Origin of the sequence: Streptomyces sp. NPDC093801 (assembly GCF_040701585.1) — a bacterium.
Classification (GTDB): domain Bacteria; phylum Actinomycetota; class Actinomycetes; order Streptomycetales; family Streptomycetaceae; genus Streptomyces.
In genome coordinates this window covers 71,891-96,389 of record NZ_JBFBDP010000027.1, presented here as the reverse complement: position 1 = coordinate 96,389, position 24,499 = coordinate 71,891, and the positions used below count along the sequence as shown (strand labels likewise).

Annotated in this window: 24 protein-coding genes; 16 read left to right on the top strand and 8 right to left on the bottom strand. The window is 74.0% G+C overall.

Annotated elements, in window-relative coordinates; all coding sequences use genetic code 11:
• Positions 1–20 precede the first annotated feature (20 nt).
• The 11 genes from AB0469_RS28895 to AB0469_RS28845 all read left to right on the top strand — a co-directional run bounded on the left by AB0469_RS28895 (position 21) and on the right by AB0469_RS28845 (position 10,124).
• Positions 21–1,025: an FKBP-type peptidyl-prolyl cis-trans isomerase gene (locus AB0469_RS28895; RefSeq protein ID WP_366454380.1), complete on the top strand. Its 1,005-nt coding sequence runs from the start codon at positions 21–23 to the stop codon at positions 1,023–1,025.
• 55 nt (positions 1,026–1,080) lie between these two features.
• Positions 1,081–1,473 carry an FKBP-type peptidyl-prolyl cis-trans isomerase gene (locus tag AB0469_RS28890; protein ID WP_366454379.1) on the top strand — a complete coding sequence of 131 codons (393 nt, stop codon included), beginning with the start codon at positions 1,081–1,083 and terminating at the stop codon, positions 1,471–1,473.
• Positions 1,474–1,599: 126 nt separating this feature from the next.
• On the top strand, positions 1,600–2,556 hold the full coding sequence (locus AB0469_RS28885) for a WYL domain-containing protein (RefSeq protein WP_366454378.1): 957 nt from the start codon (positions 1,600–1,602) through the stop codon (positions 2,554–2,556).
• Between the two features lie 43 nt (positions 2,557–2,599).
• Positions 2,600–3,568, top strand: coding sequence for a YafY family protein (locus AB0469_RS28880; protein ID WP_042814551.1), 969 nt, complete (start codon positions 2,600–2,602; stop codon positions 3,566–3,568).
• 15 nt (positions 3,569–3,583) lie between these two features.
• Positions 3,584–3,817, top strand: a complete 234-nt coding sequence (locus AB0469_RS28875; RefSeq protein WP_366454377.1) for a hypothetical protein — start codon at positions 3,584–3,586, stop codon at positions 3,815–3,817.
• A gap of 23 nt (positions 3,818–3,840) precedes the next feature.
• Positions 3,841–4,050: a hypothetical protein gene (locus AB0469_RS28870; protein WP_366454376.1), complete on the top strand. Its 210-nt coding sequence runs from the start codon at positions 3,841–3,843 to the stop codon at positions 4,048–4,050.
• Positions 4,051–4,260: 210 nt separating this feature from the next.
• A complete protein-coding gene (gene tatA, locus AB0469_RS28865) occupies positions 4,261–4,551 on the top strand; it encodes a Sec-independent protein translocase subunit TatA (RefSeq protein WP_042814548.1) in 291 nt (96 codons plus the stop codon).
• Between the two features lie 56 nt (positions 4,552–4,607).
• Entirely contained in the window at positions 4,608–5,573 is a 966-nt protein-coding gene (gene tatC, locus AB0469_RS28860) for a twin-arginine translocase subunit TatC (protein ID WP_366454375.1), read from the top strand.
• A gap of 17 nt (positions 5,574–5,590) precedes the next feature.
• A complete protein-coding gene (locus tag AB0469_RS28855) occupies positions 5,591–6,478 on the top strand; it encodes a diacylglycerol kinase (RefSeq protein ID WP_366454374.1) in 888 nt (295 codons plus the stop codon).
• 46 nt (positions 6,479–6,524) lie between these two features.
• Entirely contained in the window at positions 6,525–9,377 is a 2,853-nt protein-coding gene (locus AB0469_RS28850; protein WP_366454373.1) for a DEAD/DEAH box helicase, read from the top strand.
• A gap of 90 nt (positions 9,378–9,467) precedes the next feature.
• A complete protein-coding gene (locus AB0469_RS28845; protein ID WP_366454372.1) occupies positions 9,468–10,124 on the top strand; it encodes a helix-turn-helix domain-containing protein in 657 nt (218 codons plus the stop codon).
• Here AB0469_RS28845 and AB0469_RS28840 read toward each other — a convergent pair.
• The 4 genes from AB0469_RS28840 to AB0469_RS28825 form a co-directional block, all read right to left on the bottom strand.
• Entirely contained in the window at positions 10,121–11,107 is a 987-nt protein-coding gene (locus AB0469_RS28840; protein ID WP_366454371.1) for a pseudouridine synthase, read from the bottom strand. The genes AB0469_RS28845 and AB0469_RS28840 overlap by 4 nt on opposite strands.
• A gap of 87 nt (positions 11,108–11,194) precedes the next feature.
• Entirely contained in the window at positions 11,195–12,739 is a 1,545-nt protein-coding gene (locus tag AB0469_RS28835) for a serine hydrolase (protein ID WP_366454370.1), read from the bottom strand.
• Positions 12,740–12,930: 191 nt separating this feature from the next.
• A complete protein-coding gene (locus AB0469_RS28830) occupies positions 12,931–13,776 on the bottom strand; it encodes a siderophore-interacting protein (RefSeq protein WP_366454369.1) in 846 nt (281 codons plus the stop codon).
• 49 nt (positions 13,777–13,825) lie between these two features.
• Positions 13,826–14,731, bottom strand: coding sequence for a 5'-3' exonuclease (locus AB0469_RS28825; RefSeq protein WP_366454396.1), 906 nt, complete (start codon positions 14,729–14,731; stop codon positions 13,826–13,828).
• A 196-nt stretch (positions 14,732–14,927) separates the two neighbouring features.
• Here AB0469_RS28825 and AB0469_RS28820 point away from each other — a divergent pair, with 196 nt between their 5' ends.
• From AB0469_RS28820 to AB0469_RS28810, 3 genes are all read left to right on the top strand, one after another.
• Positions 14,928–16,925, top strand: a complete 1,998-nt coding sequence (locus AB0469_RS28820; protein ID WP_366454368.1) for a Dyp-type peroxidase — start codon at positions 14,928–14,930, stop codon at positions 16,923–16,925.
• 130 nt (positions 16,926–17,055) lie between these two features.
• Positions 17,056–17,742: an XRE family transcriptional regulator gene (locus AB0469_RS28815; protein WP_366454367.1), complete on the top strand. Its 687-nt coding sequence runs from the start codon at positions 17,056–17,058 to the stop codon at positions 17,740–17,742.
• Positions 17,743–17,746: 4 nt separating this feature from the next.
• Positions 17,747–18,466, top strand: a complete 720-nt coding sequence (locus tag AB0469_RS28810; RefSeq protein ID WP_366454366.1) for a helical backbone metal receptor — start codon at positions 17,747–17,749, stop codon at positions 18,464–18,466.
• 4 nt (positions 18,467–18,470) lie between these two features.
• Here AB0469_RS28810 and AB0469_RS28805 read toward each other — a convergent pair whose 3' ends face one another.
• Positions 18,471–19,595, bottom strand: coding sequence for a TDT family transporter (locus AB0469_RS28805; RefSeq protein ID WP_366454365.1), 1,125 nt, complete (start codon positions 19,593–19,595; stop codon positions 18,471–18,473).
• Between the two features lie 70 nt (positions 19,596–19,665).
• Between AB0469_RS28805 and AB0469_RS28800 the strand changes: the two genes are divergently transcribed.
• Positions 19,666–20,586, top strand: coding sequence for a LysR family transcriptional regulator (locus tag AB0469_RS28800; protein ID WP_366454364.1), 921 nt, complete (start codon positions 19,666–19,668; stop codon positions 20,584–20,586).
• Positions 20,587–21,007: 421 nt separating this feature from the next.
• Positions 21,008–21,355 carry a hypothetical protein gene (locus AB0469_RS28795; protein ID WP_366454363.1) on the top strand — a complete coding sequence of 116 codons (348 nt, stop codon included), beginning with the start codon at positions 21,008–21,010 and terminating at the stop codon, positions 21,353–21,355.
• Between the two features lie 21 nt (positions 21,356–21,376).
• On the opposite strand, the gene AB0469_RS28790 is transcribed toward AB0469_RS28795, so the two are convergent.
• From AB0469_RS28790 to eat, 3 genes are all read right to left on the bottom strand, one after another.
• Complete coding sequence (locus tag AB0469_RS28790) at positions 21,377–22,156, bottom strand: hypothetical protein (RefSeq protein ID WP_366454362.1); 780 nt, start codon at positions 22,154–22,156, stop codon at positions 21,377–21,379.
• A gap of 89 nt (positions 22,157–22,245) precedes the next feature.
• Complete coding sequence (locus AB0469_RS28785; RefSeq protein ID WP_366454361.1) at positions 22,246–22,953, bottom strand: gamma-glutamyl-gamma-aminobutyrate hydrolase family protein; 708 nt, start codon at positions 22,951–22,953, stop codon at positions 22,246–22,248.
• A 56-nt stretch (positions 22,954–23,009) separates the two neighbouring features.
• Positions 23,010–24,458, bottom strand: coding sequence for an ethanolamine permease (gene eat, locus AB0469_RS28780; RefSeq protein ID WP_366454359.1), 1,449 nt, complete (start codon positions 24,456–24,458; stop codon positions 23,010–23,012).
• Positions 24,459–24,499: the final 41 nt, after the last annotated feature.

The window sequence follows — 24,499 nt, the reverse complement described above, 5'->3', positions numbered from 1 at the left end:
CAGCGACCCTGAGGACCACTGTGCGACGCCGACTTGCTGCCGCGCTCATCGTGCCGGCTCTGATGCTCACCGCGGCCTGCGGAGGGGGCGACGACTCCGGGAAGAAGGACTCCTCTCCGTCGGCCTCCGCCTCCAAGCCCGCCGACGTGCCGAAGCCGGTCGCCTCCGCGGACCCGATGCCGACCGTGGCCGGTGAGGCGGGCAAGAAGGCCGAGATCACCGTCCCCAAGGGCGAGCCGAGCGGCAAGTTCGTGGTGAACGTCCTCAAGGAGGGCACCGGGCCGGAGATCAAGAAGGACGATCTCGTGGTCACCAAGTACACGGGCAAGGTCTGGAAGAGCGGCAAGGAGCTCCAGGGCTCCTACGACAAGGACGGCCAGCCGGTCGTCGTCCCGGCCGGCTCGCAGACGATCCTGCCGCTGTTCAGCGACTCGGTCCTCGGCAAGAAGGTCGGCAGTCGTCTGCTGGTCGTGGCCCCGCCGGCCGCCGCCTTCGGCGAGCAGGGCCAGCCGCAGCTGGGCGTGGGCCCGAAGGACAACCTGGTCTTCGTGATGGACCTCGACCAGGTCATGCCGAAGAAGGCCGAGGGCACCCAGGCCCCGGTCCCGTCGGACCTGCCGCAGGTCAAGGCCGACGAGGACAAGGAAGCGACGATCACGATCCCGAAGAACGACCCGCCGAAGGAGCTGGTCGACAAGGTCCTGATCGAGGGCAAGGGCCCGGAGGTCAAGTCCGGCCAGACCGTGTACATGCAGTACAGCGGTGCGGCCTGGGCCCCGAACCAGGGCAAGGACGCCGCCAAGCTCTTCGACACCTCCTGGAAGACCGGCGCCCCGTTCTCGACGAAGATCGGCGAGGGCCAGGTCATCGAGGGCTGGGACAAGGGCCTCGTGGGCAAGAAGGTCGGCAGCCGCGTGCTGCTGGTGATCCCGCCGGAGCAGGCGTACAAGGACCAGGCCAAGGGTGAGGACCTCCCGGCCAACTCCACCCTCGTCTTCGTCGTGGACATCGTCGGAGCGGTGTAAGACTGGTGGGGTTGCCCTTTTCCGCCTCCGCGGTGAGGGGCCCGCATCCGTACGCATGAGGAGCAGTTCCGTGAGCGACAAGCTCGAGAAGCCCGAGATCGACTTCCCCGATTTCCCGGTCCCGGCCGACCTGGTCATCGAGGACATCTGGGAGGGTGACGGCGCCGAGGCCAAGGCCGGCTCCATGGTCTCCGTCCACTACGTGGGCGTGGCCTACTCCACCGGCGAGGAGTTCGACGCCTCCTGGAACCGCGGCTCCGCGCTGCAGTTCAAGCTGGGTGTCGGCCAGGTCATCACCGGCTGGGACAAGGGTGTCGAGGGCATGAAGGTCGGCGGCCGCCGCAAGCTGGTCATCCCGCCCCACCTCGCCTACGGCGACCGCGGCGCCGGCGGCGCCATCAAGCCGGGCGAGACGCTGATCTTCGTCTGCGACCTGATGGCCGCCTGATCCACGGGCAGTCACCGCGCAGGGCCCCCGCCGCGAGGCGGGGGCCCTCGCTTTTGTCCGGGACCGCCTTGGCGGTACGGTCAACGGTCACGAGTGTGTGTGTCGAGGAGCGGGGGAAGGGCGTCGATGGCGATCGCCAAGGCCGAGCGGCTGATGAATCTGGCGCTGTGTCTGCTGGGGACCCGACGTCCCCTCAGCAAGCGCGAGCTGCGCGGGTCGATCGAGGCGTACCTCGAAGCCGGCAACGACGACTCCTTCAACCGCATGTTCGAGCGGGACAAGGACGACCTCCGCGAACTCGGCCTGGTGATCGAGACGGTGGAGAACCTGGAGGGCGAGACCGGCTACCTGGCCCGCCGCGACAGCAACCGCCTCCCGCCCGTCTCCCTGGACGCCGAGGAGGCCGCCGCCCTCGGACTGGCCGCCAAGGTCTGGCAGCAGGCCCGCCTCGCGGGCGCGGCCAGCGGCGCCCTGCAGAAGCTGCGCGCCGGCGGGATGCCGGAGGCCGGCGACCCGTACGAGGGCCAGCACAGCGCCATCGAGCCGCGCATCCCGGTCCACGAGGCGGCCTTCGAGCCCCTGATGCTGGCCTGCCGGGACCGCCGTCCGGTGGTCTTCGACTACCGCAAGTCCAACGCCGCCCGGCCCGAGCCGCGCCAGGTCGAGCCGTGGGCCCTGGAGTGCTGGCGCGGCCACTGGTACCTCGCCGGCCACGACCGCGACCGCGGGGCGGAGCGCGTGTTCCGGCTCTCCCGGATCACCGGCAAGGTCCGCTCGCGCGCCGGGAAGTACACCGCCGAGGTGCCGGACGTGGTGACCGTGCGGGAGACCGTGGCGGCCTGGGCCGGCGAGGGTGCCCAGCGCTCGGCGCTGATCCGGCTGCGCGCCGGCTCCGGCTACCCGCTGCGGGCCAAGGCCACCGCGGTGCGCGAGGGCGCCGACGGCTGGGACGAGCTGGAGATCCCCTACGGGCACGGGCTCGACGCCTGGCTCGTGGAGTTCGGCCCGGACGTCGTGGTGGTCGAGCCCGCGGACCTGCGGTCCGACGTGGTCGACCGGCTGCGCGCCGTCGCCCAGGGCTGACCGGAACTTCACTAGCAACGCCCTGAGGGGGAGACGTACCAGCATGGCCGCGAACGCCATCGACCAGACCCGCCGGATGCTGTCCCTGGTGACCTACCTGCGCGAGCGCCCCGGGGCGCACGTCGCGGACGTCGCCCGCGCCTTCGGGATCACCGAGGACGAGCTGATCTCGGACCTCGACGTGCTGCCCATGTGCGGCACCAGCTTCCGCGGCGGGGACCTGCTCGACATCGACACCGACGGCGACCGCATCTGGTGGCACAACGCCGACGCCTCGGGGGAGTCCACCGCCGAGCCGCTGCGCCTGGCCGCGGACGAGGCCACCTCCCTGCTCGTGGCCGCCCGCGCGGTGGCGACCCTGCCGGGGCTGCGCGAGAGCGACCGGGACGCGCTGCTGCGGGCCACCGCCAAACTGGAGGCGGCCGCGGGCGAGGCGGCCGGGGCCAGCTCCCGGCTGTCGGTGACCTTCGAGTCCGAGGGCGGGGTCTTCGCCGACGTCGACCGGGCCATCTCCGAGCGGCGCCGGCTGTGGCTGCGCTACTACTCGCCCGCCCGCGACGAGCTCACCGAGCGCACCGTCGACCCGATCCGGCTCTTCGCGGTGGGGCACACCTATCTGGAGGGGTGGTGCCACCTCTCCGAGGCCCGGCGCACCTTCCGCCTCGACCGGGTCGCGGAGATCCGCCTCCTCGACGAGCGCGCCGAACCGCCGGCCATCGAGCCCCGCGACCTGTCCGAGGGCCTGGTCCAGCCGGCCGCGGAGGACCCCGAGGTGGTCGTCGAGGTCACCCCCGGCGGGCGCTGGGTCGCCGAGTACTACCCGCACGACAGCGCCGAGGAGCTGCCCGGCGGGGGCCTGCGGATCGCGCTGCGCAGCCCCGACCCGGCCTCCCTGCGCCGGCTCGCGCTGCGCCTGGGCCGCGACGGCCGGATCGTCTCGCCGCCGGAGCTGGCGCAGAGCGCCCGCAAGGCCGCCGCAGAAGCACTCGCGGGATACGGGGAACAGGTCTAGAAGGAGAACGGAGAGATGTCGCCATCTTCCAGTGCGGAACCGGTCACCTTCAAGGCCGCCTGTCCCGAGTGCCGGGCGCGCTTCGAGCTCGCCGCGGACGCCCTGCGGCTGGCGATCGGCGGGAGCCGGCGGACGACCTTCTACTCCTTCACCTGCCCCGAGTGCGCCGCCCAGGTCCGCAAACCCGCCGGTGAGCGCATCGTGGAGCTGCTGACCGGCGGGGGAGTGAGCACCCTGCGCAGCCTCTGAGACGGGCGCGCTAGGCTCGTCCCATGCTGTGGCCGATGCTTGCGATCTCCCTGGGGTTCCTCGGGATCGCCGTCCTGTCCGTGCTGGCCCTGCGGGTCTTCCTGGAGGTCCGCCGGCTGTCGCGGCAGGTGGCCGTGGCCAGCCGCCGGATCACCGAGGCCTCCGGAGACCTGGAGCGGGCCGCGACCGACCTGGCCGGGGCCGCACGCCGCGAGGGCGCGCTGCGGACCTAGCGGGCGGGGGCGGGTCGGTGCGTCCTCCTTATGGAAACCGTGCGGCCTGACCCGTACCGTCGGAGCCGCGGGCGGGCCCGGACACCCCCCGGGGGATTGCCGGGCGTTAACCCTCGGGGGTTACGATCCATGTCAGAGAGGTGCCGGACGTCTGCCCGGTATCGCGAGGCCACCACCATCCAGCCGTTTCGGTGAGTAAGGAAGACACACATGATCGGCAATCTGAAGCCCCTCGAGATCCTTCTGATCATCGCTGTCATCGTGCTGCTGTTCGGTGCCAAGAAGCTCCCCGAGATGGCCCGCTCGCTCGGCAAGTCGGCCCGGATCCTCAAGAGCGAGGCCAAGGCCATGAAGAAGGACGGCGAGGCCGACGACGCGCCCGCCGCCGCCCCGGCCGCCGACACCCAGCAGCCGGTCGCCCCGCGCACCATCCAGGCCGCGCCCGGTGACGTCACCAGCTCCCGTCCGGTCGGCGAGCCGGGCCGTACCGCCCAGGGCTGAGCCCCGGGGGTCACCCCCAGCACGCCGGTCATTTGCAACGAGACAAGGGACGTGGGTTGCTCAAGTCTGCCCGCAAGCAGGAGAAACGAGATCGGCTTCCGAAGGACGCCGAAGGGCGCATGCCACTCGTCGAGCACCTGCGTGAGCTGAGAAACCGCCTGCTGAAGTCGGTCCTGGCGATCGCCGTGATCACGGCCGTCTGCGCGTACTTCTTCCGGCCGATCATCGACTTCCTGCTGGAGCCGATGCTCTCCTCCGTCGGCTGCGTCAACGGGGCCACCCACCAGCGCAACGGCGCCCCCTGCGCCGAGATGACGGCCAACGGCCTGACCGGGCCCTTCTCCATCGCCCTGAAGGTCGGCCTCTCCGCCGGCCTGGTGCTCTCCGCTCCGGTCTGGCTCTACCAGCTGTGGGCGTTCGCCGCCCCCGGCCTGCACAAGAACGAGAAGCGGTACACGCTCAGCTTCGTGGCCGTCGGCGCCCCGCTGTTCCTGGCCGGCGCGATCCTCGCGTACAAGATCCTCCCGCAGACCGCGGAGATCCTCCTCGGCTTCACCCCCGACCACGTCAAGAACCTGCTCCCGGTCGACGACTACCTCGACCTGGTGACGCGCATGGTCGTGGTCTTCGGCCTGGCCTTCGAGCTCCCGCTGATCCTGGTGCTGCTGAACTTCACCGGCATCCTCAGCGCCAAGCGGCTGGGCAGCTGGTGGCGGGGCATGGTCCTGGGCATCACGATCTTCGCGGCCTTCGCCACGCCCACCGGCGACCCGGTCACCATGCTGACCCTGGCCTCCCCGATCGTGGCCCTGTACTTCCTGGCCCTCGGGATCTGCCTCCTCAACGACCGCCGCCGCCGGCGCGCCAACCCGGACGCCGACCTCGACGACGACGAGGCCTCGGACCTGGACCTGACCCCGTCCCGGATCGGTGACGCGGACTCGGCCCCGGCCCCCTCCGTACTGCCCGAGCAGGCCGACGGCGGACGCCGGCAGATCAACGGTTACGACGACGCCACCTGACCGGTAGATTCCCCGGGATGAGCGCAGAGATCACCCTCTTCGTCAATCCCACCGCCGGACGCGGCCGGGGCGCGCACGCCGCGCAGCCGGCCGCTTCCGCGCTCCGGGACGCCGGCTTCTCGGTCCGGACCGTCGTCGGCACCGACGCCGCCGACGCCCTGGCCCGGCTGCGCGCCGCCGTCCGCGGGGGAACCGGAGCGGTGATCGCCGTCGGCGGCGACGGGATGGTCTCCCTCGCCCTCCAGGCCCTCGCCGGGAGCCTCGTACCGCTCGGCGTGGTCGCGGCCGGCACCGGCAACGACTTCGCGCGCTCCCTGGGACTGCCCGTGCGGGAGCCGGCCCGCGCGGGCCGGCTGGCCGCCGAGGGCCTCAAGGAGGGCCGGATCCGGGACATCGACCTCGGCCGGGTCGGCGGCACCTGGTACGGGACCGTGCTGTGCTCCGGCTTCGACTCGCGGGTCAACGACCGCGGCAACCGGATGCGGCTGCCGCTGGGCCGCTTCAAGTACGACCTGGCCATCCTCGCCGAGCTCGCCGCCTTCCGGCCCCTGCCCTACCGGATCACCCTCGACGACGGGCCCGTCATCGAGACCGAGGCCACGCTGGTGGCCGTCGGCAACGGCTCCTCCTACGGCGGCGGGATGCGCATCTGCGCGGACGCCGAGCCCGACGACGGGCTCTTCGACGTCACCGTCGTCGGCGACTGCAGCCGCGCCACCCTGCTCACGGTGTTCCCGCAGGTCTACAAGGGGACGCACCTGACGCACCCCGCGGTCACCGTGCACCGGGCCGCGAAGGTCACCCTGGAAGCCCCGGACCTGACCGCCTACGCGGACGGCGAGCCGCTCGGACCGCTGCCGGTGGCCGCCGCCTGCGTTCCCGGAGCCCTCCGGCTGATCACATAAATGGTCGAGACTGTTGTCAGAGGCGGCGGGTAGGCTCGACAGCAAGATGACCGAAGAACTCTCACCCGCCGAGCGGTACGCCGCTGCCCGGATCCGCGCCGCCGAAGAGGCCTCCGCCCTGGCCCCCTTCCGCGAGATGTACGAATTCGACCTGGACCCGTACCAGGTGGAGGCCTGCAAGGCACTGGAGGCCGGCAAGGGCGTCCTGGTGGCCGCCCCGACCGGTTCGGGCAAGACCATCGTGGGCGAGTTCGCCGTGCACCTCGCCCTCCAGCAGGGCCGCAAGTGCTTCTACACGACGCCCATCAAGGCCCTGTCGAACCAGAAGTTCGCCGATCTCGTCAAGCGCTACGGCGCCGACAAGGTCGGCCTGCTGACCGGCGACAACAGCGTCAACGGCGACGCCCCGGTGGTCGTGATGACCACCGAGGTGCTCCGCAACATGCTGTACGCCGGCTCCCAGGCGCTCGGCGGCCTCGGCTACGTCGTGATGGACGAAGTGCACTACCTCTCCGACCGCTTCCGCGGCGCCGTCTGGGAGGAGGTGATCATCCACCTCCCCGAGTCGGTGACCCTCGTCTCGCTCTCCGCCACCGTCTCCAACGCCGAGGAGTTCGGCGACTGGCTCGACACCGTGCGCGGCGACACCGAGGTGATCGTCTCCGAGGAGCGGCCCGTACCGCTGTGGCAGCACGTCATGGCCGGCCGGCGGATCTACGACCTCTTCGAGGAGGAGTCCGACCACGGCGGCCGCGGCTCCGCCCGCCGCGAGGTCAACCCCGACCTGCTGCGCATGGCCCGCGAGGAGAACACCCGCAGCTACAGCCCCAAGGACCGGCGGCGCGGCAAGATGGTCCGCGAGGCCGACCGCGAGCGCGAACGCCGCTCCCGCAACCGGATCTGGACCCCCGGCCGCCCCGAGGTCATCGCCCGCCTGGACAACGACGACCTGCTCCCCGCCATCAACTTCATCTTCAGCCGCGCCGGCTGCGAGGCCGCCGTCCAGCAGTGCCTCTTCGCGGGCCTGCGGCTCAACGACGACAGCGCGCGGCTGAAGGTCCGCGAGATCGTCGAGGAGCGCACCGCCTCCATCCCCGCCGAGGACCTCCACGTCCTGGGCTACTACGAGTGGCTCGAAGGCCTGGAGCGCGGCATCGCCGCCCACCACGCGGGCATGCTGCCCACCTTCAAGGAGGTCGTCGAGGAGCTGTTCGTCCGCGGCCTGGTCAAGGCCGTCTTCGCCACGGAGACCCTCGCCCTGGGCATCAACATGCCCGCGCGCACGGTCATCCTGGAGAAGCTCGTCAAGTGGAACGGCGAGCAGCACGCCGACATCACCCCCGGCGAGTACACCCAGCTCACCGGCCGGGCCGGCCGCCGCGGCATCGACGTCGAGGGACACGCCGTCGTGCTGTGGCAGCGCGGCATGGACCCCGTCCAGCTCGCCGGCCTCGCCGGCACCCGCACCTATCCGCTGCGCTCCAGCTTCAAGCCCTCGTACAACATGGCCGTCAACCTGGTCCAGCAGTTCGGGCGGCACCGCTCCCGCGAGCTCCTGGAGACCTCCTTCGCGCAGTTCCAGGCCGACCGCTCGGTCGTCGGGATCTCCCGCCAGGTCCAGCGCAACGAGGAGGGCCTGGAGGGGTACCGCGAGGGCATGACCTGCCACCTCGGCGACTTCGAGGAGTACGCGCGGCTGCGCCGCGACCTCAAGGACCGCGAGACCGAACTGGCCAAGCAGGGGGCGGCGCAGCGCCGCGCCCAGGCGGCCGGCTCGCTGGAGCGGCTCAAGCCCGGCGACATCATCCACGTCCCCACCGGCAAGTTCGCCGGGCTGGCCCTGGTCCTCGACCCCGGCGTGCCGGCCGGGCGGGTCCACGGGCACCGCGGCTACGAGTACGCCGAGGGCCCCCGCCCGCTGGTGCTCACCGCCGAGCGGCAGGTCAAGCGGCTCGCCGCGATCGACTTCCCGGTGCCGGTCGAGGCCATCGACCGGATGCGGATCCCGAAGACCTTCAACCCGCGCTCCCCGCAGTCCCGCCGGGACCTGGCGACCGCCCTGCGCAACAAGGCCGGGCACGTCCAGCCCGAGCGGCAGCGCCGCGGCCGGGCCGCGGCGGCCGACGACCGCGAGATCGCCCGGCTGCGCGCCGAGCTGCGGGCGCACCCCTGCCACGGCTGCGACGAGCGCGAGGACCACGCCCGTTGGGCGGAGCGCTACCACCGGCTCAAGCGCGACACCGTCCAGCTGGAGCGCCGCATCGAGGGCCGGACGAACACCATCGCCCGCACCTTCGACCGGATCCACGCCCTGCTCACCGAGCTGGACTACCTGCGCGAGGACGAGGTCACCGTGCACGGCAAGCGGCTGGCGCGGCTCTACGGCGAGCTGGACCTGCTGGCCTCCGAATGCCTGCGCGAGGGCGTCTGGGAGGGGCTGAACCCGGCCGAACTGGCCGCCTGCGTCTCGGCGCTGGTCTTCGAGGCCCGCCAGTCCGACGACGCGACCCCGCCGAAGGTGCCGGGTGGCCCGGTGAAGGCGGCGCTCGGCGAGATGGTCCGCATCTGGGGCCGGCTCGACGCCCTGGAGGAGGAGCACCGCATCAACCAGGCTGAGGGCGTGGGCCAGCGCGAGCCGGACCTCGGCTTCGCGTGGGCGGCCTACCAGTGGGCCTCCGACAAGAGCCTGGACGAGGTGCTGCGCGAGGCGGAGATGCCGGCCGGCGACTTCGTGCGCTGGTGCAAGCAGGTCATCGACGTCCTCGGCCAGATCGCGGCGGCGGCACCGGCCTCCACCGCCCCGCCTTCCTCGGCGGGCGGGAGCACGGTGGCGAAGAACGCGCGGAAGGCCGTCGACGCGCTGCTGCGGGGTGTTGTGGCCTACAGCTCGGTCGGGTAGCCCCTTTCGGCGTTTCCTCCGAAGCCGTGGACCGCCGGATCTCATCTCTTGCCATGATCGCTCCTCCGTGTCCTGTGCGACGATCGGAGCATGAGCGGGGGAACGGATGACGGGCCGAGACGCGTCGGCCGGCCGCGTGCCGACCGGCTGAGGGAGCCGAGCGGCCGGCCGCCGCGCGAGGAACTCCTCTGCGCGGCGGCCGAGCTGTTCACCGTCCGGGGGTACGCGGCCACCACCACGCGGGCGGTGGCCGAACGGGCCGGAATGCGCCAGGCCACGATGTACCACTACTTCGGCGGCAAGGAGGAACTCCTCGCCGAACTCCTGGAGTCCACGGTCGCCCCGTCGCTCGCGCTCTCCCGCCGGCTGCTGGCCGAGACCGGCCGGCCTGCCGCGCGCCGCCTGTGGGAGCTGTGCCGCTCGGACGTGCTGCTGCTGTGCGGGGGGCCGTTCGACCTGGGCGCCCTCTACCTGCTGCCCGAGCTGCACCGGCCGAAGCTGGAGCGCTTCCGGCGGATGCGCGTCGAACTGCGCGACAACTACCGGGCGTTGCTCGGCGCGACGGTGGCCGGAGCCGAACTCGCCGGGGACACGGCCGGGCTGGCCCTGCGCAACGACCTGGTCTTCGGCCTGGTCGAGGGCGTCATGCTGATCCGGCGCTCCGATCCCGCCCGCCCGGTGGCGGCCCTCGCGGAGGCCGCCGCGGACGCGGCGCTGCGGATAGCGGGCGTGGCCCCGGCCCGCTAGGGGGTGTCCTCCGGATCAGGCCGGGGGCCGGCTTCCCAGCCCTGCGGGTCGTCCCAGGCCTGGAGGCTCAGGCCCGTCTCCAGGCGGTGGGCGAGGCCCGTGACCGGGTCGGTGAAGGACAGGGTCCTGGCCAGCAGTTGGAGCGGGCGCCGGTAGTCCGCGGGATCGGCCGGTGCGGCGACCACCGGGTACACCGGGTCGCCCAGGATGGGCAGGCCCAGGCTGTTCATGTGCACCCGCAGCTGGTGGGTGCGGCCGGTGTGCGGGGTCAGCCGGTAGCGGCCCAGGGCGCCCCGGGCCTCCACGAGTTCGACCCGGCTCTCGGCGTTGGGCTCGGCGCCCGGGACCTCGACCGCCGCCATCACCCCGCGGAGCTTCTCGATGTGGCTGCGCACGGTCCGGGGCAGGTCGACGGACGGGTCGTGGGGCGCGAGGGCCTCGTACTCCTTGCGGACCCGCCGCTGCTGGAAGAGGAGCTGGTAGGCGCCGCGGTCCTCGGGGCGGATGCTGAACATCACCAGTCCGGCCGTCATCCGGTCGAGGCGGTGCGCCGGGCTGAGCGCGGGCAGGTCCAGCTCCCGGCGCAGCCGGGCCAGGGCGGTCTGCGTGACGTGGCTGCCGCGCGGGGTGGTCGCCAGGAAGTGCGGCTTGTCCACCACGAGGAGGTGCCGGTCGCGGTGGACGACGCGGATCGGGAAGGGCACGGCCGGCTCGGCCGGCATGTCCCGGTGGAACCACAGCCAGCCGCCGGGCTCGTACGGGTCCTGCGGCCGCAGGACCCGCCCGCCCTCGCCCAGGACCCGGCCCCGGCCGAGCAGCCGGGCCATCGACTCGGCGCCGCGCGTGCCGGCGTAGCGCTCGGTCAGGTAGTCGCCCAGGTGCGGCCAGCGCCCCTCGGGGTCGGGGGGCAGGCGCATCCGGACGGGGTCGATGCCGTCCTGCTGGGGGAGGGGCGCGGGCGGGACGTGGGATCTGCGGCTCACCGGGACCAGGGTAGGGGGCCCGCTCCAGGCTGTCTCTTTCGGATCTTGCCGGGCGGCGCGGGTCAGGCGAGATCCGTAAGAGACGGCCTAGCGGCGGGTGAAGGTGCCCAGGTGTTCGGCGTCCAGGTACTCGATGCGGACCTTGCCGTCGGAGAAGGTCACCCCGGTGCGGCCCACCGCGTTCTCGCCGGTGGTCTCGAAGCTGAACGTGTCGCCGGCGTAGTGGGTGAGCGGGTAGCGCAGGGGCTTCGGGCCGAGGGAGAGGGTGAGGGCGCCCCTGGCGTCGGCGGTGACGGCGGCGGGGCCGTAGAAGGGGTTGTCGTAGGTGCCGGTGTAGGCGTTCGCCGCCTTGGCGGGCGCTGCGCCGGCCGGCGGGTGCGCGTAGTCGGTGGCCGAGCGGTGGCCCTCGTTCAGTTCCTGTGCGTACACCGCGGCGGTCAGGGCCAGCCAGTCGGTGGTCGGCCCGCCGTGTTCGGCGGTGTCGAAGAAGTCCAGGGCGATCGCGTCGGCCTGGCCGACCGGGGCCGCGTTGGTCAGGACGACGATGCCGAGCTGTTCGAGCGGCAGCATGGTGACGTTGGTGTTGGCGCCGAGTTCGAAGCCCCCCGAGTGGCCCAGGCGCAGCCGGCCGGCGTCGTCGTAGCTGACGTTCCAGCCGAGCCCGTAGAACTGAGGGACCCCGCGGAAGGTCCGGGCCTGCGAGACGATCTCGGGCAGGCGGGTGCGGTTCAGACTGTCGGCCGGGACGATCCGCTTCCCGTCGAGGACGCCGTCGCCGAGCTGGAGGCGCAGCCAGCGGGCCATGTCGCGGGCGGTGGAACTGACCCCGCCGGCCGGCGCCTGGGCGTCGGCGTCGCGGACGTAGCGGGGGCTCCAGGTGCCGTCGGGGTTCTTCACGTGGCCGTAGGCGCGGTCCGCGGCGTCCGCGAAGGCGGAGAACTCGGTGCTGGTGTGCGTCATCCCGGCGGGCTTGAACAGGGTGTCCGCGCTGAGCTTCTGCCAGGTGGTGCCGTGGTCGCGGGCGACGGCCTCGGCGGCGGCGGTGAGGCCGAAGTTGGTGTACGCGTAGCTGGCGCGGAAGGGGGTGAGGGGTTCCTCGCGGAGGTGGCCGAGGATGTACGACTGGTCGTAGCCGAGGTCTTCGAGGAGGTCCCCGGCGTGGTCGGGGAGGCCGCTGCGGTGGGAGAAGAGGTCGGCGGGGGTGACGTGGGAGGTCACCCAGGGGTCCTTGAGGGCGAAGCCGGGGAGGGAGGAGCCGAGGGGCTCGTCCCAGGCGGCGGGGTCGGGGAGGGCGCCGGCGACGACGGTGGAGGAGACCGGCTTCGACACGGAGGCCAGCTGGAAGACGGTGTCGGGGTCGACGGTGGCGGCCTCGCCCGTGCGGCGGAGGCCGAAGCCCTTGAGGTAGAGCACCTTGTCGCGGTGGACGACGGCCACCGCCACGCCGGGGGTGCCGGTGCGGCGCATGACGTCCGCGACGGCGCCGTCGAGCCGGGCCACCGCCTTGGCGACGGCGGCGTCGCCGATGAGGGGCTTGGGCGGCGGGGGCGGAGTGGGCCCGGCCGCCGTGGCCGTCCCGGCGGCCAGCAGGATCGCCGCCCCGGCGAATGCGGCGGCGCGGTGCGTGCGCATGTCGCCATTGTGCGCTTCCGCTGCGCGGTGCGCGGCCCGGGAGCGGGGGCTGCGCCGACCCCGCTGCGCGGAGCCCCTCCCCGCCCCGCCCTTCCTCCGTTCCCGCCCTCGGTCGCCGGGCGCGGCTGCGGACACGGCGTTCGACGCGCGGGGGTCTGGGGGCGGAGCCCCCGGGGAGCACCCCGCAGGGGTCAGGCGGCGGCCGCTGCGGGGACGTCCTGTTCGGCTTCCACCGTGGCGTTCCAGTCGCGCTTGATCGCGCGCCAGCCCTCGTCCGTCTCGCCGTGGCGCCAGTAGCCGGAGATGGACAGCCGCTCGCGCGGGACCCCCCGGTCCAGGCGCAGGTGGCGGCGGAGTTCCTTCACGAAGCCCGCTTCGCCGTGGATGAAGGCGTGGACGTCGGCCGAGGGGAAGTCCAGGCCGGTGACGGCCTCCAGCAGGGCCGCGCCCACCGGCCGGTCGCCCCGGTGGAGCCAGACCGGGGTGATGCCGTCCGGGGTGGCGATGTCCTGCTCGTCGGCCGGGCCGTCGATCTCCACGAAGGCGTGCACCCGCGCGCCCCGCGGCATGCGCTCCATCGACGCCGCGATCGCCGGCAGCGCGCTCTCGTCACCCGCGAGGAGGTGCCAGTCGGCCACCGGGTCCGGGGCGTAGCAGCCGCCCGGGCCGAGGAAGTGGACCGACTCGCCCGGCTGGACGCGGGCCGCCCAGGGGCCCGCGAGGCCCTCGTCGCCGTGGACCACGAAGTCCAGGGTCAGCTCCAGCCGCTCCGGGTCCCAGGCGCGGACCGTGTACGCACGCTGGCGGGGCCAGGCCTCCCGGTGGTGCGTGGCGCGGATCACGTCCAGGTCCCAGGGCTCCGGGTACCGCACGCCCTCCGGCTCGAACAGGAGCTTGACGTAATGGTCGGTGTACGCGCCCGCGCCGAATCCGGCCAGTCCGTCTCCGCCCAGCACGAGGCGGACCATGTGCGGCGTCAGCCGTTCGGTGCGTACGACGACTGCGGTGCCGACGGTACGGGCGCGTCCTTCTGCCACGGTGTCTCCCCTGACGCTTACGAAGCTTAGGATTACCTAAGTTATCACCTCATGGGCGCAGCGCGCTGCTCAGGCGTGACATTGCTCCTCCCAGACCCCACCGATGGGCGAGCGCGTCGACCATCTCGGGTCGAGCGGGGACCCGTGGGAGGGCCGGGTCGAAGGGGGGCAGGGGGACGTCCGAGGCCACCTGGACGACCTTCGGCGCCACCGCCAGATAGGGGCGGGATTCGTCCAGGCGCCTGCGCTGGGCAGGGGTCAGCTTCGACTTCGGGTCGTCGACCGCCGCGATGATTCCGGCCAGGTCCCCGTAGGCGTCCAGCAGCTTGGCGGCGGTCTTCTCGCCGATGCCGGGAACGCCCGGCAGGCCGTCGCTCGGGTCGCCGCGCAGCAGCGCCAGGTCCGCGTAGCCGGGGCCGTCCACCCCGTACTTCCCGCGCAGCCAGGCCTCGTCCGTGACCTGGAGGGTGCCCACGCCCTTGAGCGGGTACAGCACCCGGCGCGCCCGGGCGTCGTCCACCAGCTGGTAGAGGTCCCGGTCGCCCGTGACGATGTCCACCGGGCCGGTGGCGCGGGCGGTCAGGGTGCCGATCACGTCGTCCGCCTCGTACCCGGCGACCCCCACCCGGGCGATGCCGAACGCGTCCAGCGCCGCCTCGATGATCGGGACCTGCGGGGCGAGGGTGTCCGGGGTCTCCTCCACGTCCGGCCCGGACTCCGACTCCTGCGCGACCCGGTGCGCCTTGTACGAGGGGATCAGCTCCACCCGCCAGTGCGGCCGCCAGTCGGCGTCCATGCAGGCCACCAGGTCGTCCGGGCGATGGTCCTGCACCAGCCGCCCGATGAAGTCGAGGAGCCCGCGCACCGCGTTGACCGGGGTGCCGTCCGGGGCCTTCACGGAGTCCGGGACGCCGAAGTAGGCGCGGTAGTAGAGGGACGCGGTGTCCAGGAGCATCAGCCGTCGTGTCGTGGTCATGGAGGCGATGATGCCGCAACCCCGCCCGGCCGAAGGCCGTCACCCCTGGTGGCCGATCGCTCACTCGAACAGTTCCTCCGGCGCGCGCGCCCGTGCTCCCTCGCGGAGGGTGTGGATCACCGGACGGGCGCTTGGCCCCGCCCGGTTCCCGCGCGAGCCACACCCAGGAGCCCCGATGGACGCCGCCTCCGCCCCGCCCGCCGCCGCCCCCGCCCCCGCCCGCAGGACCGTCCTCAGGGCCGGGGCGGTGGCCGCCGCCGCGCTCGCCGCGTGCCCGCACACCGCGGCCGCCGCATCCCCGGCCAGGGGCCCGCGGGCGGCGGCCCCGGCGGCGCCGCCGGCCGCCGCCGACACCGCCGAGCTGCCCCTGCGCTCCGACCGCAGCAGCCAGGGCGACATCCTGGCCGGCTCCCGCAAGGACCACGCCTGCCTGTTGCTGCTGCGCTTCCGCGACCCGGTCCTGGCCCGCCGCTGGCTGCGCCGGCTGCTGCCCGAGATCTCCACCACCGAGGAGATGGCCCGGTTCAACGCCGCGTTCAGCGCCGCCCGGGTCAAGGCGGGCGGCCTCGACCCGGCCTCCCTGTCGGCGCAGTGGACCGGCCTCTCCCTCACCCACGCCGGCCTGCGCTTCCTCGCCGGGCGCGACCCCTTCCCCGCCCTGCCGCCCGGCAGCACCGCCGAGGCCTTCGCCCAGGGCCCCGCCCTGCGGGCCGAGGCGCTCGGGGACACCGGCGACAGCTCCCCCGAATCGTGGCTGTTCGGCGGGGAGGGGCCGCACCGCGCCGTGCACGCGGTCCTCAACCTGTCGGCGGACGACCCCGAGAAGCTCGCCGCCGCCGTCGACCGCCACCAGGACGCCCTGGGGCCCGCCCAGGGCGTGCTCGTCTTCCGCCAGGACGGCGCCACCCTGTCCGGCGCCCTGCGCGGACACGAGCACTTCGGGTTCACCGACGGCATCAGCCAGCCCGGAGTCCGCGGCTTCCACGCCCCCGACCCGGCCACCGGGACCACCGTCCAGGGCAAGCCGGGAGCCCGGCTGGTCCCGGCCGGGGAGTTCCTCGTGGGACAGGAGAAGGCCGGCCGGCGGCCCGCCGGGCTGCCCGCCTGGGCCACCGGGGGCTCCTTCCAGGTGGTCCGCCGGCTGGCCCAGGACGTCCCCGGCTGGTGGGCGCAGGCCCGCGAGCGGCTGGCCGACCTCAAGCGGGCCGGGGCCGCGCCCGCCGACGCGACCGACACCTGGCTCGCGGCCCGGCTGGTGGGCCGCTGGCCCGGCGGCACCGCCGTCGCGGGCTGCCCGCTCGGCGAACAGCCCTGCCCCGCCGGCACCGGCCCGGCCGCCCTCTCGTACCGCGACGACCCGCAGGGCTGGCACACCCCCCTGTTCGCGCACATCCGCAAGGGCAACCCCCGCGACGGCCTCGTCCCCGCCCCCGGCCGCCCCCCGCTGGACCCCGCCGTGACCGACGGCCACCGCATCATCCGGCGCGGCATCCCGTACGGGCCCGCGTACGACCCGGACCAGGAGCCCGGCCGGGGCACGAACGGGGCCTCGCGCGGGCTGGTGTTCATCGGCTACCAGGCCGACCTGGTCCAGCAGTTCGAGTTCGTGGCCAAGCAGTGGATCAACGAGACCGACTTCCCGGCCGGCCGCAACCCGCGCACCGGCGCCGACCCCGTCCTCGGCCCGGGTTCACCCGTCGCCTTCGAGAGCGAGTCCGGGGGCGGCAGCCGCGCCACCACCCTGCGCTTCGGCCGGTTCATCCGCACCGAGGGCGCCCTCTACGCCTTCACCCCCTCGATCCCCGCCCTGCGGGAACTGGCCGAAGGCAGGCTCGACGTCGCCGTGGAGGTCCACCCCGGCACGGTCCTGCGCGTGGGCGACGTCCTGGACGCCGGCGCCGCGCGGCTGACCCTCGGCGACGACGGGGACCTCGTCCTCCTCGCGCCCGCCGGCGCCCACCGCTGGAGCGCCGGCACCGCCGGCCGGGGCAGCGAGGCCGCCTTCTCCCGCGACGGCGAACTCACCGTGCGCACGGCCGACGGCGCGACGGCCTGGAGCAGCGGCACCGCCGGCCACCCCGGCGCCCGGCTGCTGGTCCGCCCGTCCGGCGACGCGGTGATCCTGGACGGCGACCGTGTGCTGTGGCGGGCCGGTCACGGTCACTCGGGGTGACGGTCCGGGTGCCGGAATCGGCCGGGGAACGGCCCGGTGGGCCCTTGCGCGCGAATCCGGGGTCGGTTGCTGCGTAAGGTGCTTACAGCACACCGATGTGCGACGACGGGTAGGGGAGGGCAGCCCCGACATGAACGGCAAGGAAGACGGAAACATCGCGGACGCCACGGACGGCGGGGAATACGGCTTCGCCCGGGCGGGCGCGCCCGGTGCGGACGACCCCGACGTGAACGACAAGGAGAAGGACGCCAAGGAGCAGCCGCTGCGGGTGGGCGTCGCCGTGCGCAAGCGTCGCCGTGCGCTCCACCTCACGCTGGCCGCGGTGTCGGCGCGCAGCGGCCTCTCGGTGCCCTTCCTGAGCCAGATAGAGAACGAGCGGGCCCGCCCCAGCATGCGCTCGCTGGAGCGGGTCGCCGACGCCCTGGAGACCACGGCGGTCGACCTGCTCGCCGCCTCCGACACCGCCCGCACGGTGGATCTGGTGCGGGCCGGGGACGACTCCGGGCTCGCGCCCGTCAACGGCGTGCGCCCCCTCGTCCGGGGCCACCACCAGCTGCACGCGCTGGAGTTCAACGGCGACCAGGACGCCGGCCGCGAGTACCAGCACCGCAACGACGAGCTGATGTACGTCGTCTCCGGCGCCTGCCAGGTGGAGGCCGAGGGCCGCGCCTACCGGCTGGAGAGCGGGGACGCCCTGTTCCTCTCCGGAGGGGTGCGCCACCGCTGGAGGGCCGTCAGCGACGACACCCGGCTGCTGGTGGTCGCCGTCGGGGACCACATCCACGCCACCTCCGAGCCGCCCTCCCCGGGGCGCTGAGCCGGTGCGGGTGGTCTCCCTCGTCCCGTCCCTGACCGAGGCGGTCGCCGTGAGCGCCCCGGGCCTGCTCGCCGGGGTCACCGACTGGTGCACGCACCCGGCGGCCGGCCTGGGCGGCGCGGTGCGCGTCGGGGGCACGAAGAACCCCGACGTACGGGCCGTCGCGGAGCTGCGCCCCGACCTGGTGATCGCCAACGAGGAGGAGAACCGGGCCCCCGACCTGGCGGCGCTGCGCGCGGCGGGGCTGGAGGTGCTGGTCACCGAGGTCCGGGACCTGCCGCAGGCCTTCGGCGAGCTGGACCGGGTCCTGGTGGGGGCGCTGGGGCTGGAGCGGCCCGAGTGGCTGGACCGGGCCGAGGAGGCCTGGGCGGCGGTGGAGCCCGCCGCGGACCTCACCGCCTTCGTGCCGATCTGGCGGCGGCCCTGGATGGTGCTGGGCCGGGACACCTTCGCGGGCGACCTCCTCGCCCGCCTCGGGGTGCGCAACGTCCACGCCGGGCACCCCGAGCGGTACCCGAGGGTGCCGGTGGAGGAGCTCGCCGGGAGCGGCTGCGACCTGGTGGTGCTCCCCGACGAGCCGTACCGCTTCACGGCGGACGACGGCCCGGAGGCCTTCCCCGGGCTGCCCGCCGCGCTCGTCAGTGGCCGCCACCTGACCTGGTACGGGCCTTCGCTGGTGGAAGCCCCGCGGGTGCTGGCGGCGGCCGTGCGGGCGGCGCGGTAGGGGACTACGCGGCGGGGAGCAGCCGTCCGGCGAACAGGCCGCGCAGGGTGTGGACGGCAGCCAGTACCCAGGCGGTGACCAGGCCCAGGAACAGGGCCGCGGCCAGCCAGGCGAAGGCGTCCAGCCCGGTGTGGCGGGCCAGTCCGGCGGCGCCGGTCACACAGGTGCCGACGGGGAAGGTCAGCGCCCACCAGGTCATCGCGAAGCCCATGCCCTCGCGGGCGGCCCGCACCAGCATCGCGGTGGCGAGGGCCAGCCACAGCAGGGCGAAGCCCATGACGGGGACCCCGTAGACGACCGCGAAGGCGCCGAGCGCTCCGGCGTAGGGGGCGTCGACGGCGCCGGGCGCCACGTCCGCGAGCTGGTTGACGGCGGTGGTGGACTGGCCCAGGGGGCCGAGGACCAGGAACAGCGCGGGGGTCAGCGCCAGGGGCAGGGGCCCGTGGGTGATCAGCCGGCCGAAGACCAGGGGCAGCAGCAGCAGGACGGCCAGCAGGCTGACGCCGAACATCGCGTAGCAGGCCAGCAGCAGCGCCTCGCGGGGCTGCCCGGCGGGCAGGTGGGGGACCAGCAGGGGGCCGACGGCGGCCGAGACCATGGGGGAGACCACCGGAAGCAGCCAGACGGGGCTGGCCTGCGAGGCCTCGACCCGGTGCCGGACCACCATCAGGTAGGGCACGACCACGGCCATGACCAGCCCGACCGCGGTACCGGCGGTGAACAGCACGGTGTCCACGGCGATGGCGGCACCGGTGCCGATCAGGTCCTTGCCGACGATCAGCGTGCCGGCGCCGACGGCCAGCAGGGCCATCGCCAGACACCCGTAGAAGGGGGCCACGGCGGGGTCGAGGAGGTGCGCGCGGGCCCGGTCGCGGTGGTGGCGCCAGTGCCCGGCGCGGGCGGCGAGCAGGACGGCGAGGGCCACGGCGGACAGCGCCCAGAGGAGCTCGCAGACGGCGCGCTGGCCCGGGATCCGGTACGGGAGGGTCGCGCCGGCGTTGGCGATGATCGCCGTGCCCATGACGGAGGCGTACCAGTTGGGGCCGAGGTCCCTCAGCCGGGGGGCCTTGTGGGCCCGGGGAGCGGCGGGGACGGTGGTTCGGACGTGCACGGGGGCGGTGGTGGCCATGGGTCCAGCGTCCCGTCGGGCAGGGCCGGACGGCAGAGGCCGCACGTCTATAAGGCCATAAACTGACGTTATGGGTAACGAGGAGACGGTTCCGCTCGCACACCGCGTGCCGGACCTGGGCGCGCTGGAGCTGCTGCTCGCCGTGGCGCGGGTCGGCAGCCTGAGCGGCGCGGCCCGCCGGCTCGGCATCACGCAGCCGGCGGCGAGCAGCCGGATCCGTGCGATGGAGACCCGGCTGGGGGTCGCCCTGGTGGACCGCTCCCCGCGCGGCTCGACGCTGACGGCCGAGGGCGCGCTGGTCACCGACTGGGCCCGGCGGGTGGTCGAGGCCGCCGAGGCCTTCGACGCGGGCGCGCAGGCGCTGCGCGGGCGGCGGGACTCGCGGCTGAGGGTCGCGGCCAGCATGACCATCGCCGAGTACCTGCTGCCCGGCTGGCTGATCGCGCTGCGCGGGGAGCGGCCGGGGACGGCGGTCTCCCTGCACGCGGGGAACTCGGCGGACGTCGCCCAGCGGGTCCTCGCGCACGAGGCCGACCTCGGCTTCGTGGAGGGGGTGTCGGTGCCGGACGGCCTGGACTCGGCCGTCATCGCCCAGGACCGCCTGGTGGTGGCGGTGGCCCCCACGCACCCCTGGGCGCGGCGCTCGAAGGGGGTGGACCCGGCGGAGCTGGCCGGCAGCCCGCTGATCCTGCGCGAGCGGGGCTCGGGCACCCGTCAGGTCCTGGACGCCGCGCTCGCCGCGTCCGGGGGGCTGGCCCAGCCCCTGCTGGAGCTGGCCTCCACCACCGCCGTCAAGGCGGCGGCGCTCAGCGGGGCCGGACCGTGCGTGCTGTCGGAACTCGCGCTGGTGGAGGAGTTGGCGGCGCGCCGGCTGGTATCGGTGCCCGTGCCGGGCGCCGCCCTGGCCCGCGTGCTGCGCGCCGTCTGGCCGACCGGCACCCGCCCGGCGGGCCCGGCCCGCGACCTCCTGTCGCTGACCCGCCGCCGCTAGGCCGTGTCTTACGGATCTCGCTGACCCGCCGCCGCTGGGCCGTCCCTTGCGGATCTCGCCTGACCCGCGCCGCCCGGCAAGATCCGAAAGGGACGGCCCAGCCGCCCGGCGGTGCGGGTGCCGCTGCGCGGGGCCGTCCCCTCCCCGCCCTTCGCCCGTTCCCCGGGGGCTCCGCCCCCAGACCCCCGGCGCCCCGGACGCCGGCGTCCGAGGCGGTGGGCGCGCAGCGCCCGTGCGGGTCCGGGCGGAGCCCGGGGAACGGTGGAAGGGCGGGTAGGGGACCGCTCCGCGCAGCGGCCCACCGCCCCCGGGGCCGTCCGGGTGACGCGGAATCGATTCGGCGCGGGGCGGCGGTGACGCGGGCCCTGCCCGTCGGGAAGGTGACTCCCGCACGTTTGGCTGCCCTCCCGAGAGGATCCCCATGCGACTCCGCCGCGCCTCCATCGCCGCCCTCGGCGCCTTCACCCTCCTGCTGGCCGTCCCGCAGTCCGCCTCCGCCGCCGTCGGCGAGTTCCAGTACAGCTACGTCGGCCTGGACGGCAAGACGCACATCCGCATCCTGCTCGACCCCGAGAGCCGGGAGTGCATCACTCTGCCCGAGGTGGCCGACCCCAACGCCAGCCAGCCCGCGCACTCCCCGCGCAACCGGACCACCTCGACGGCCACGGTGTTCACCGAGCCCGACTGCGAGGGCGACTTCTTCACCCTGCGCCCGCTCGTGGGCCGCGGCGGTGAGCTCCTCAAGCTCCGCTCCGTCGTCTTCAGCTGAGCCGGCCGGGCGCGGCCCGGGTCAGGCGCGGGCCTGGAGCGTCTTCGTGAGCAGCGCGCCCGCCACGATCAGGGCCGCGCCCAGCCACCACACCCCGCCGTCGAAGACCAGCACCGCGATCCCGATCGGCACCAGCAGCCCCGCCAGCGGCAGCAGCAGGGACGCCCGGCCCGGTCCCTCCTCGCCCCGGGCGCGGGCGCGGACGACCTCCGGGTACCAGACGGTGAACCGCAGGGCGGCGACGATGGCCAGGATCGGGACGATCCAGGCCGTCCAGATGTTGTCGGGGTCGTGCAGCACCAGGTCCCCGAAGCCACCCGCCAGGGCCGAGACCAGGAAGGCCAGCCCCCACACGCCGGTGATCATGTAGTTGGTGCGGAGGAAGACGGGCGAACTCCACTTGGAGGGGTCGGTCTGCTCGCGGGCGTACTGGAGGGTGAACGGCATCCCCACCGCCATCGAACCGAAGGCGATCGCGGTCAGGGTGAGGCTCGCGACCTCGCCGGCGTAGGTCTCCAGCCAGCGCAGCGTGCCGTCGGTGGCCAGGGCGCCGATGACGGCCAGCGCGGCGAAGAACACCACGTCGGCCAGCTCCAGCAGCTTCCAGGAGCTGCCCCGGTGCAGCATCCGGCCCGCCACGACCAGCACGAGGGAGATCCCCAGGGCGATCCCGACGGCGATCTCGAACCGTCCCGGGCCGACCAGCAGGGAGAAGACGATCCACGGGGACATGCCGACGACCGGGTTCTCCAGGATCCCGGACAGCCGGCCGGCCGCCGTCTCATGGGCTTCCGTCCGCATCCTTCCAGGGTGCGCGCCGTCCGCCCGGACGGCCATTCGGGGTCGCGGGCCGCGCGGACGGCCATCCCGCCGCGCGGCCGCGGACGCCGTCAGGACACCGGCACCGCCCGGCGGGCGCCGGCCGCCTCGACGAGGGAGTCCATCACCCGGGTGTCCTTGTCCCGTTCGGGGTGCCACTGCACGCCCACGACCCACTGCTCCCGGTCGGGGAGTTCGATGGCCTCGACCGTGCCGTCCTCGGCGTACGCCGAGACGACCAGCCCCTGGCCGAGCCGCTCCACCGCCTGGTGGTGGTAGGTGGGGACGTCCGCGACCTCGGGGACCAGCTCCGCGTAGCGGGTGCCCGGTACGGGGGTGACGGGGTGCCAGGAGGTGACGCCCGGGGTGTGGACGTGGCCGTCGATGTGCTGGACCAGCGTGCCGCCCAGCGCCACGTTCAGCGCCTGCATGCCCCGGCAGATGCCCAGCACCGGGATCCCGTCGGCCAGGGCGGCGCGGAGCAGGGCCAGTTCCCACTCGTCGCGGACCGTCGCGGGGGCACCCGTACGGGGGTCGCGCGGGGCCCCGTAGCGGATCGGGTCGACGTCCGGGCCGCCGGAGACGACGAGGCCGTCCAGCCGTCCCAGCACCTCCGCCGCCCGCTCCGGCTCGTCCGGCGGCAGCAGCACCGCCGCGCCGCCCGCCGCCTGGACCAGTTCGTAGTAGCCGGACGGGACGAGGGAGGTGGGGAGGTCCCACACCCCGTAGCGGGTGGACGCCTCCACGTAGGTGGTGATGCCGATGAGCGGCCTGGGCACGGTGTTACCTCCAGGATGGTGCCGGACAGCGGAGCGGGGGGTGCGGGGCCAGGATTTCAGTCGCGGGTCAACTCCGCCTCGGCTTCCGCAAGCGCGGCGAACTCCTCCTCCGGGGCCGAGGCCACCAGCCGGTGGCGGCTGTAGAAGGCGAAGTAGGCGAGCGCGACGGCGTACACGGCGAGGGCGATCAGCGCCGCCTCGACGTCCACCAGGAAGGTGGCGACCAGCGCCGACAGGGCGAGGACGAAGGCGACGGACGAGGTCAGCACCCCGCCGGGGGTGCGGTACGGACGCTCCAGACCGGGCTCGCGGCGGCGCAGCACGATGTGGGAGAGGGCCATCAGGGCGTAGGAGATGGTCGCCCCGAACACCGCGATGTTCAGCATCCGCGCCCCGTTGCCGGTGGCCGCCGCGAGGGCGAAGCCGAGGGCGCCGGGGATCACCAGTCCGAGGTACGGGGCCTTGCGCTTCGAGGTCAGCGACAGGAAGCGCGGCAGGTAGCCGGCGCGGGAGAGGGCGAACAGCTGGCGGGAGCCGGCGTAGATGAGGGAGAAGAAGGAGGCGACGAGGCCCGCCAGGCCCGCGTAGTTGACGAAGCGGCTCAGCGCGGTCGGGCCGCCGTCCCCCTCCAGGGCCACGACCAGGGGGTTCCCGGCGGACTTCACGGCGTCGGCGCCCTGTGCCCCGGTGGCCGCGAAGAAGGTGACCAGGGCCAGGAGGGCGAGGACGCCCATGGAGATGGCCAGCGCCTTCGGCATGGAGCGGACCGGGTCCTTGGCCTCCTCGGCGGCGAGCGGCACGCCCTCGACGCCGAGGAAGAACCACATGCCGAAGGGGAACGCGGCCCAGATGCCGAGGACGCCGAAGGGCAGCCAGGAGCCGGACCCGAAGGCGCCGGGGTCGACGGGGATGTCGTCGAGGGAGCCCGCGTCGAAGTCGGTGAGCGCCCCGAAGGCGAAGACCAGCAGGGCGGCGACGGCGACGGCGGTGACGATCAGGCTGAAGCGCAGGGCCTCGCCCACGCCCCACAGGTGGACGCCGATGAAGACGACGAAGCACCCGAGGTAGACCGGCCAGCTGGAGGTCAGCCCGAACAGGCCCAGGGATTCCACGTAGTCGCCGATGAAGATGACGATCGCCGCCGGGGCCAGGACGTACTCGATGAGGATGGCGGTACCGGTGAGGAAGCCGCCCCAGGGGCCCAGCGCGCGGCGGGCGAAGCCGTAGCCGCCGCCCGCCGTCGGCAGGATCGTGGACAGTTCGGCGAGGGAGAAGACCAGGCAGGCGTACATGGCGCCCATGAGCACGGTGGCGATGGCGAGGCCGCCGAAGCCGCCCTTGGACAGGCCCACGTTCCAGCCGGAGTAGTCCCCGGAGACGACGTAGGCGACGCCCAGCCCCGTCAGCAGCAGCCAGCCCGCGCTGCCGCGGCGCAGGGTCCGGCGCTCCAGGTAGGCGGCGTCCGGTGCGGAGTGGGGCGGCGCGGATGCGGTTTCTTCGGCCATGTGCGCTCCTGCCTAGGGCCTCGGGGGAACGGGGGGTGAGG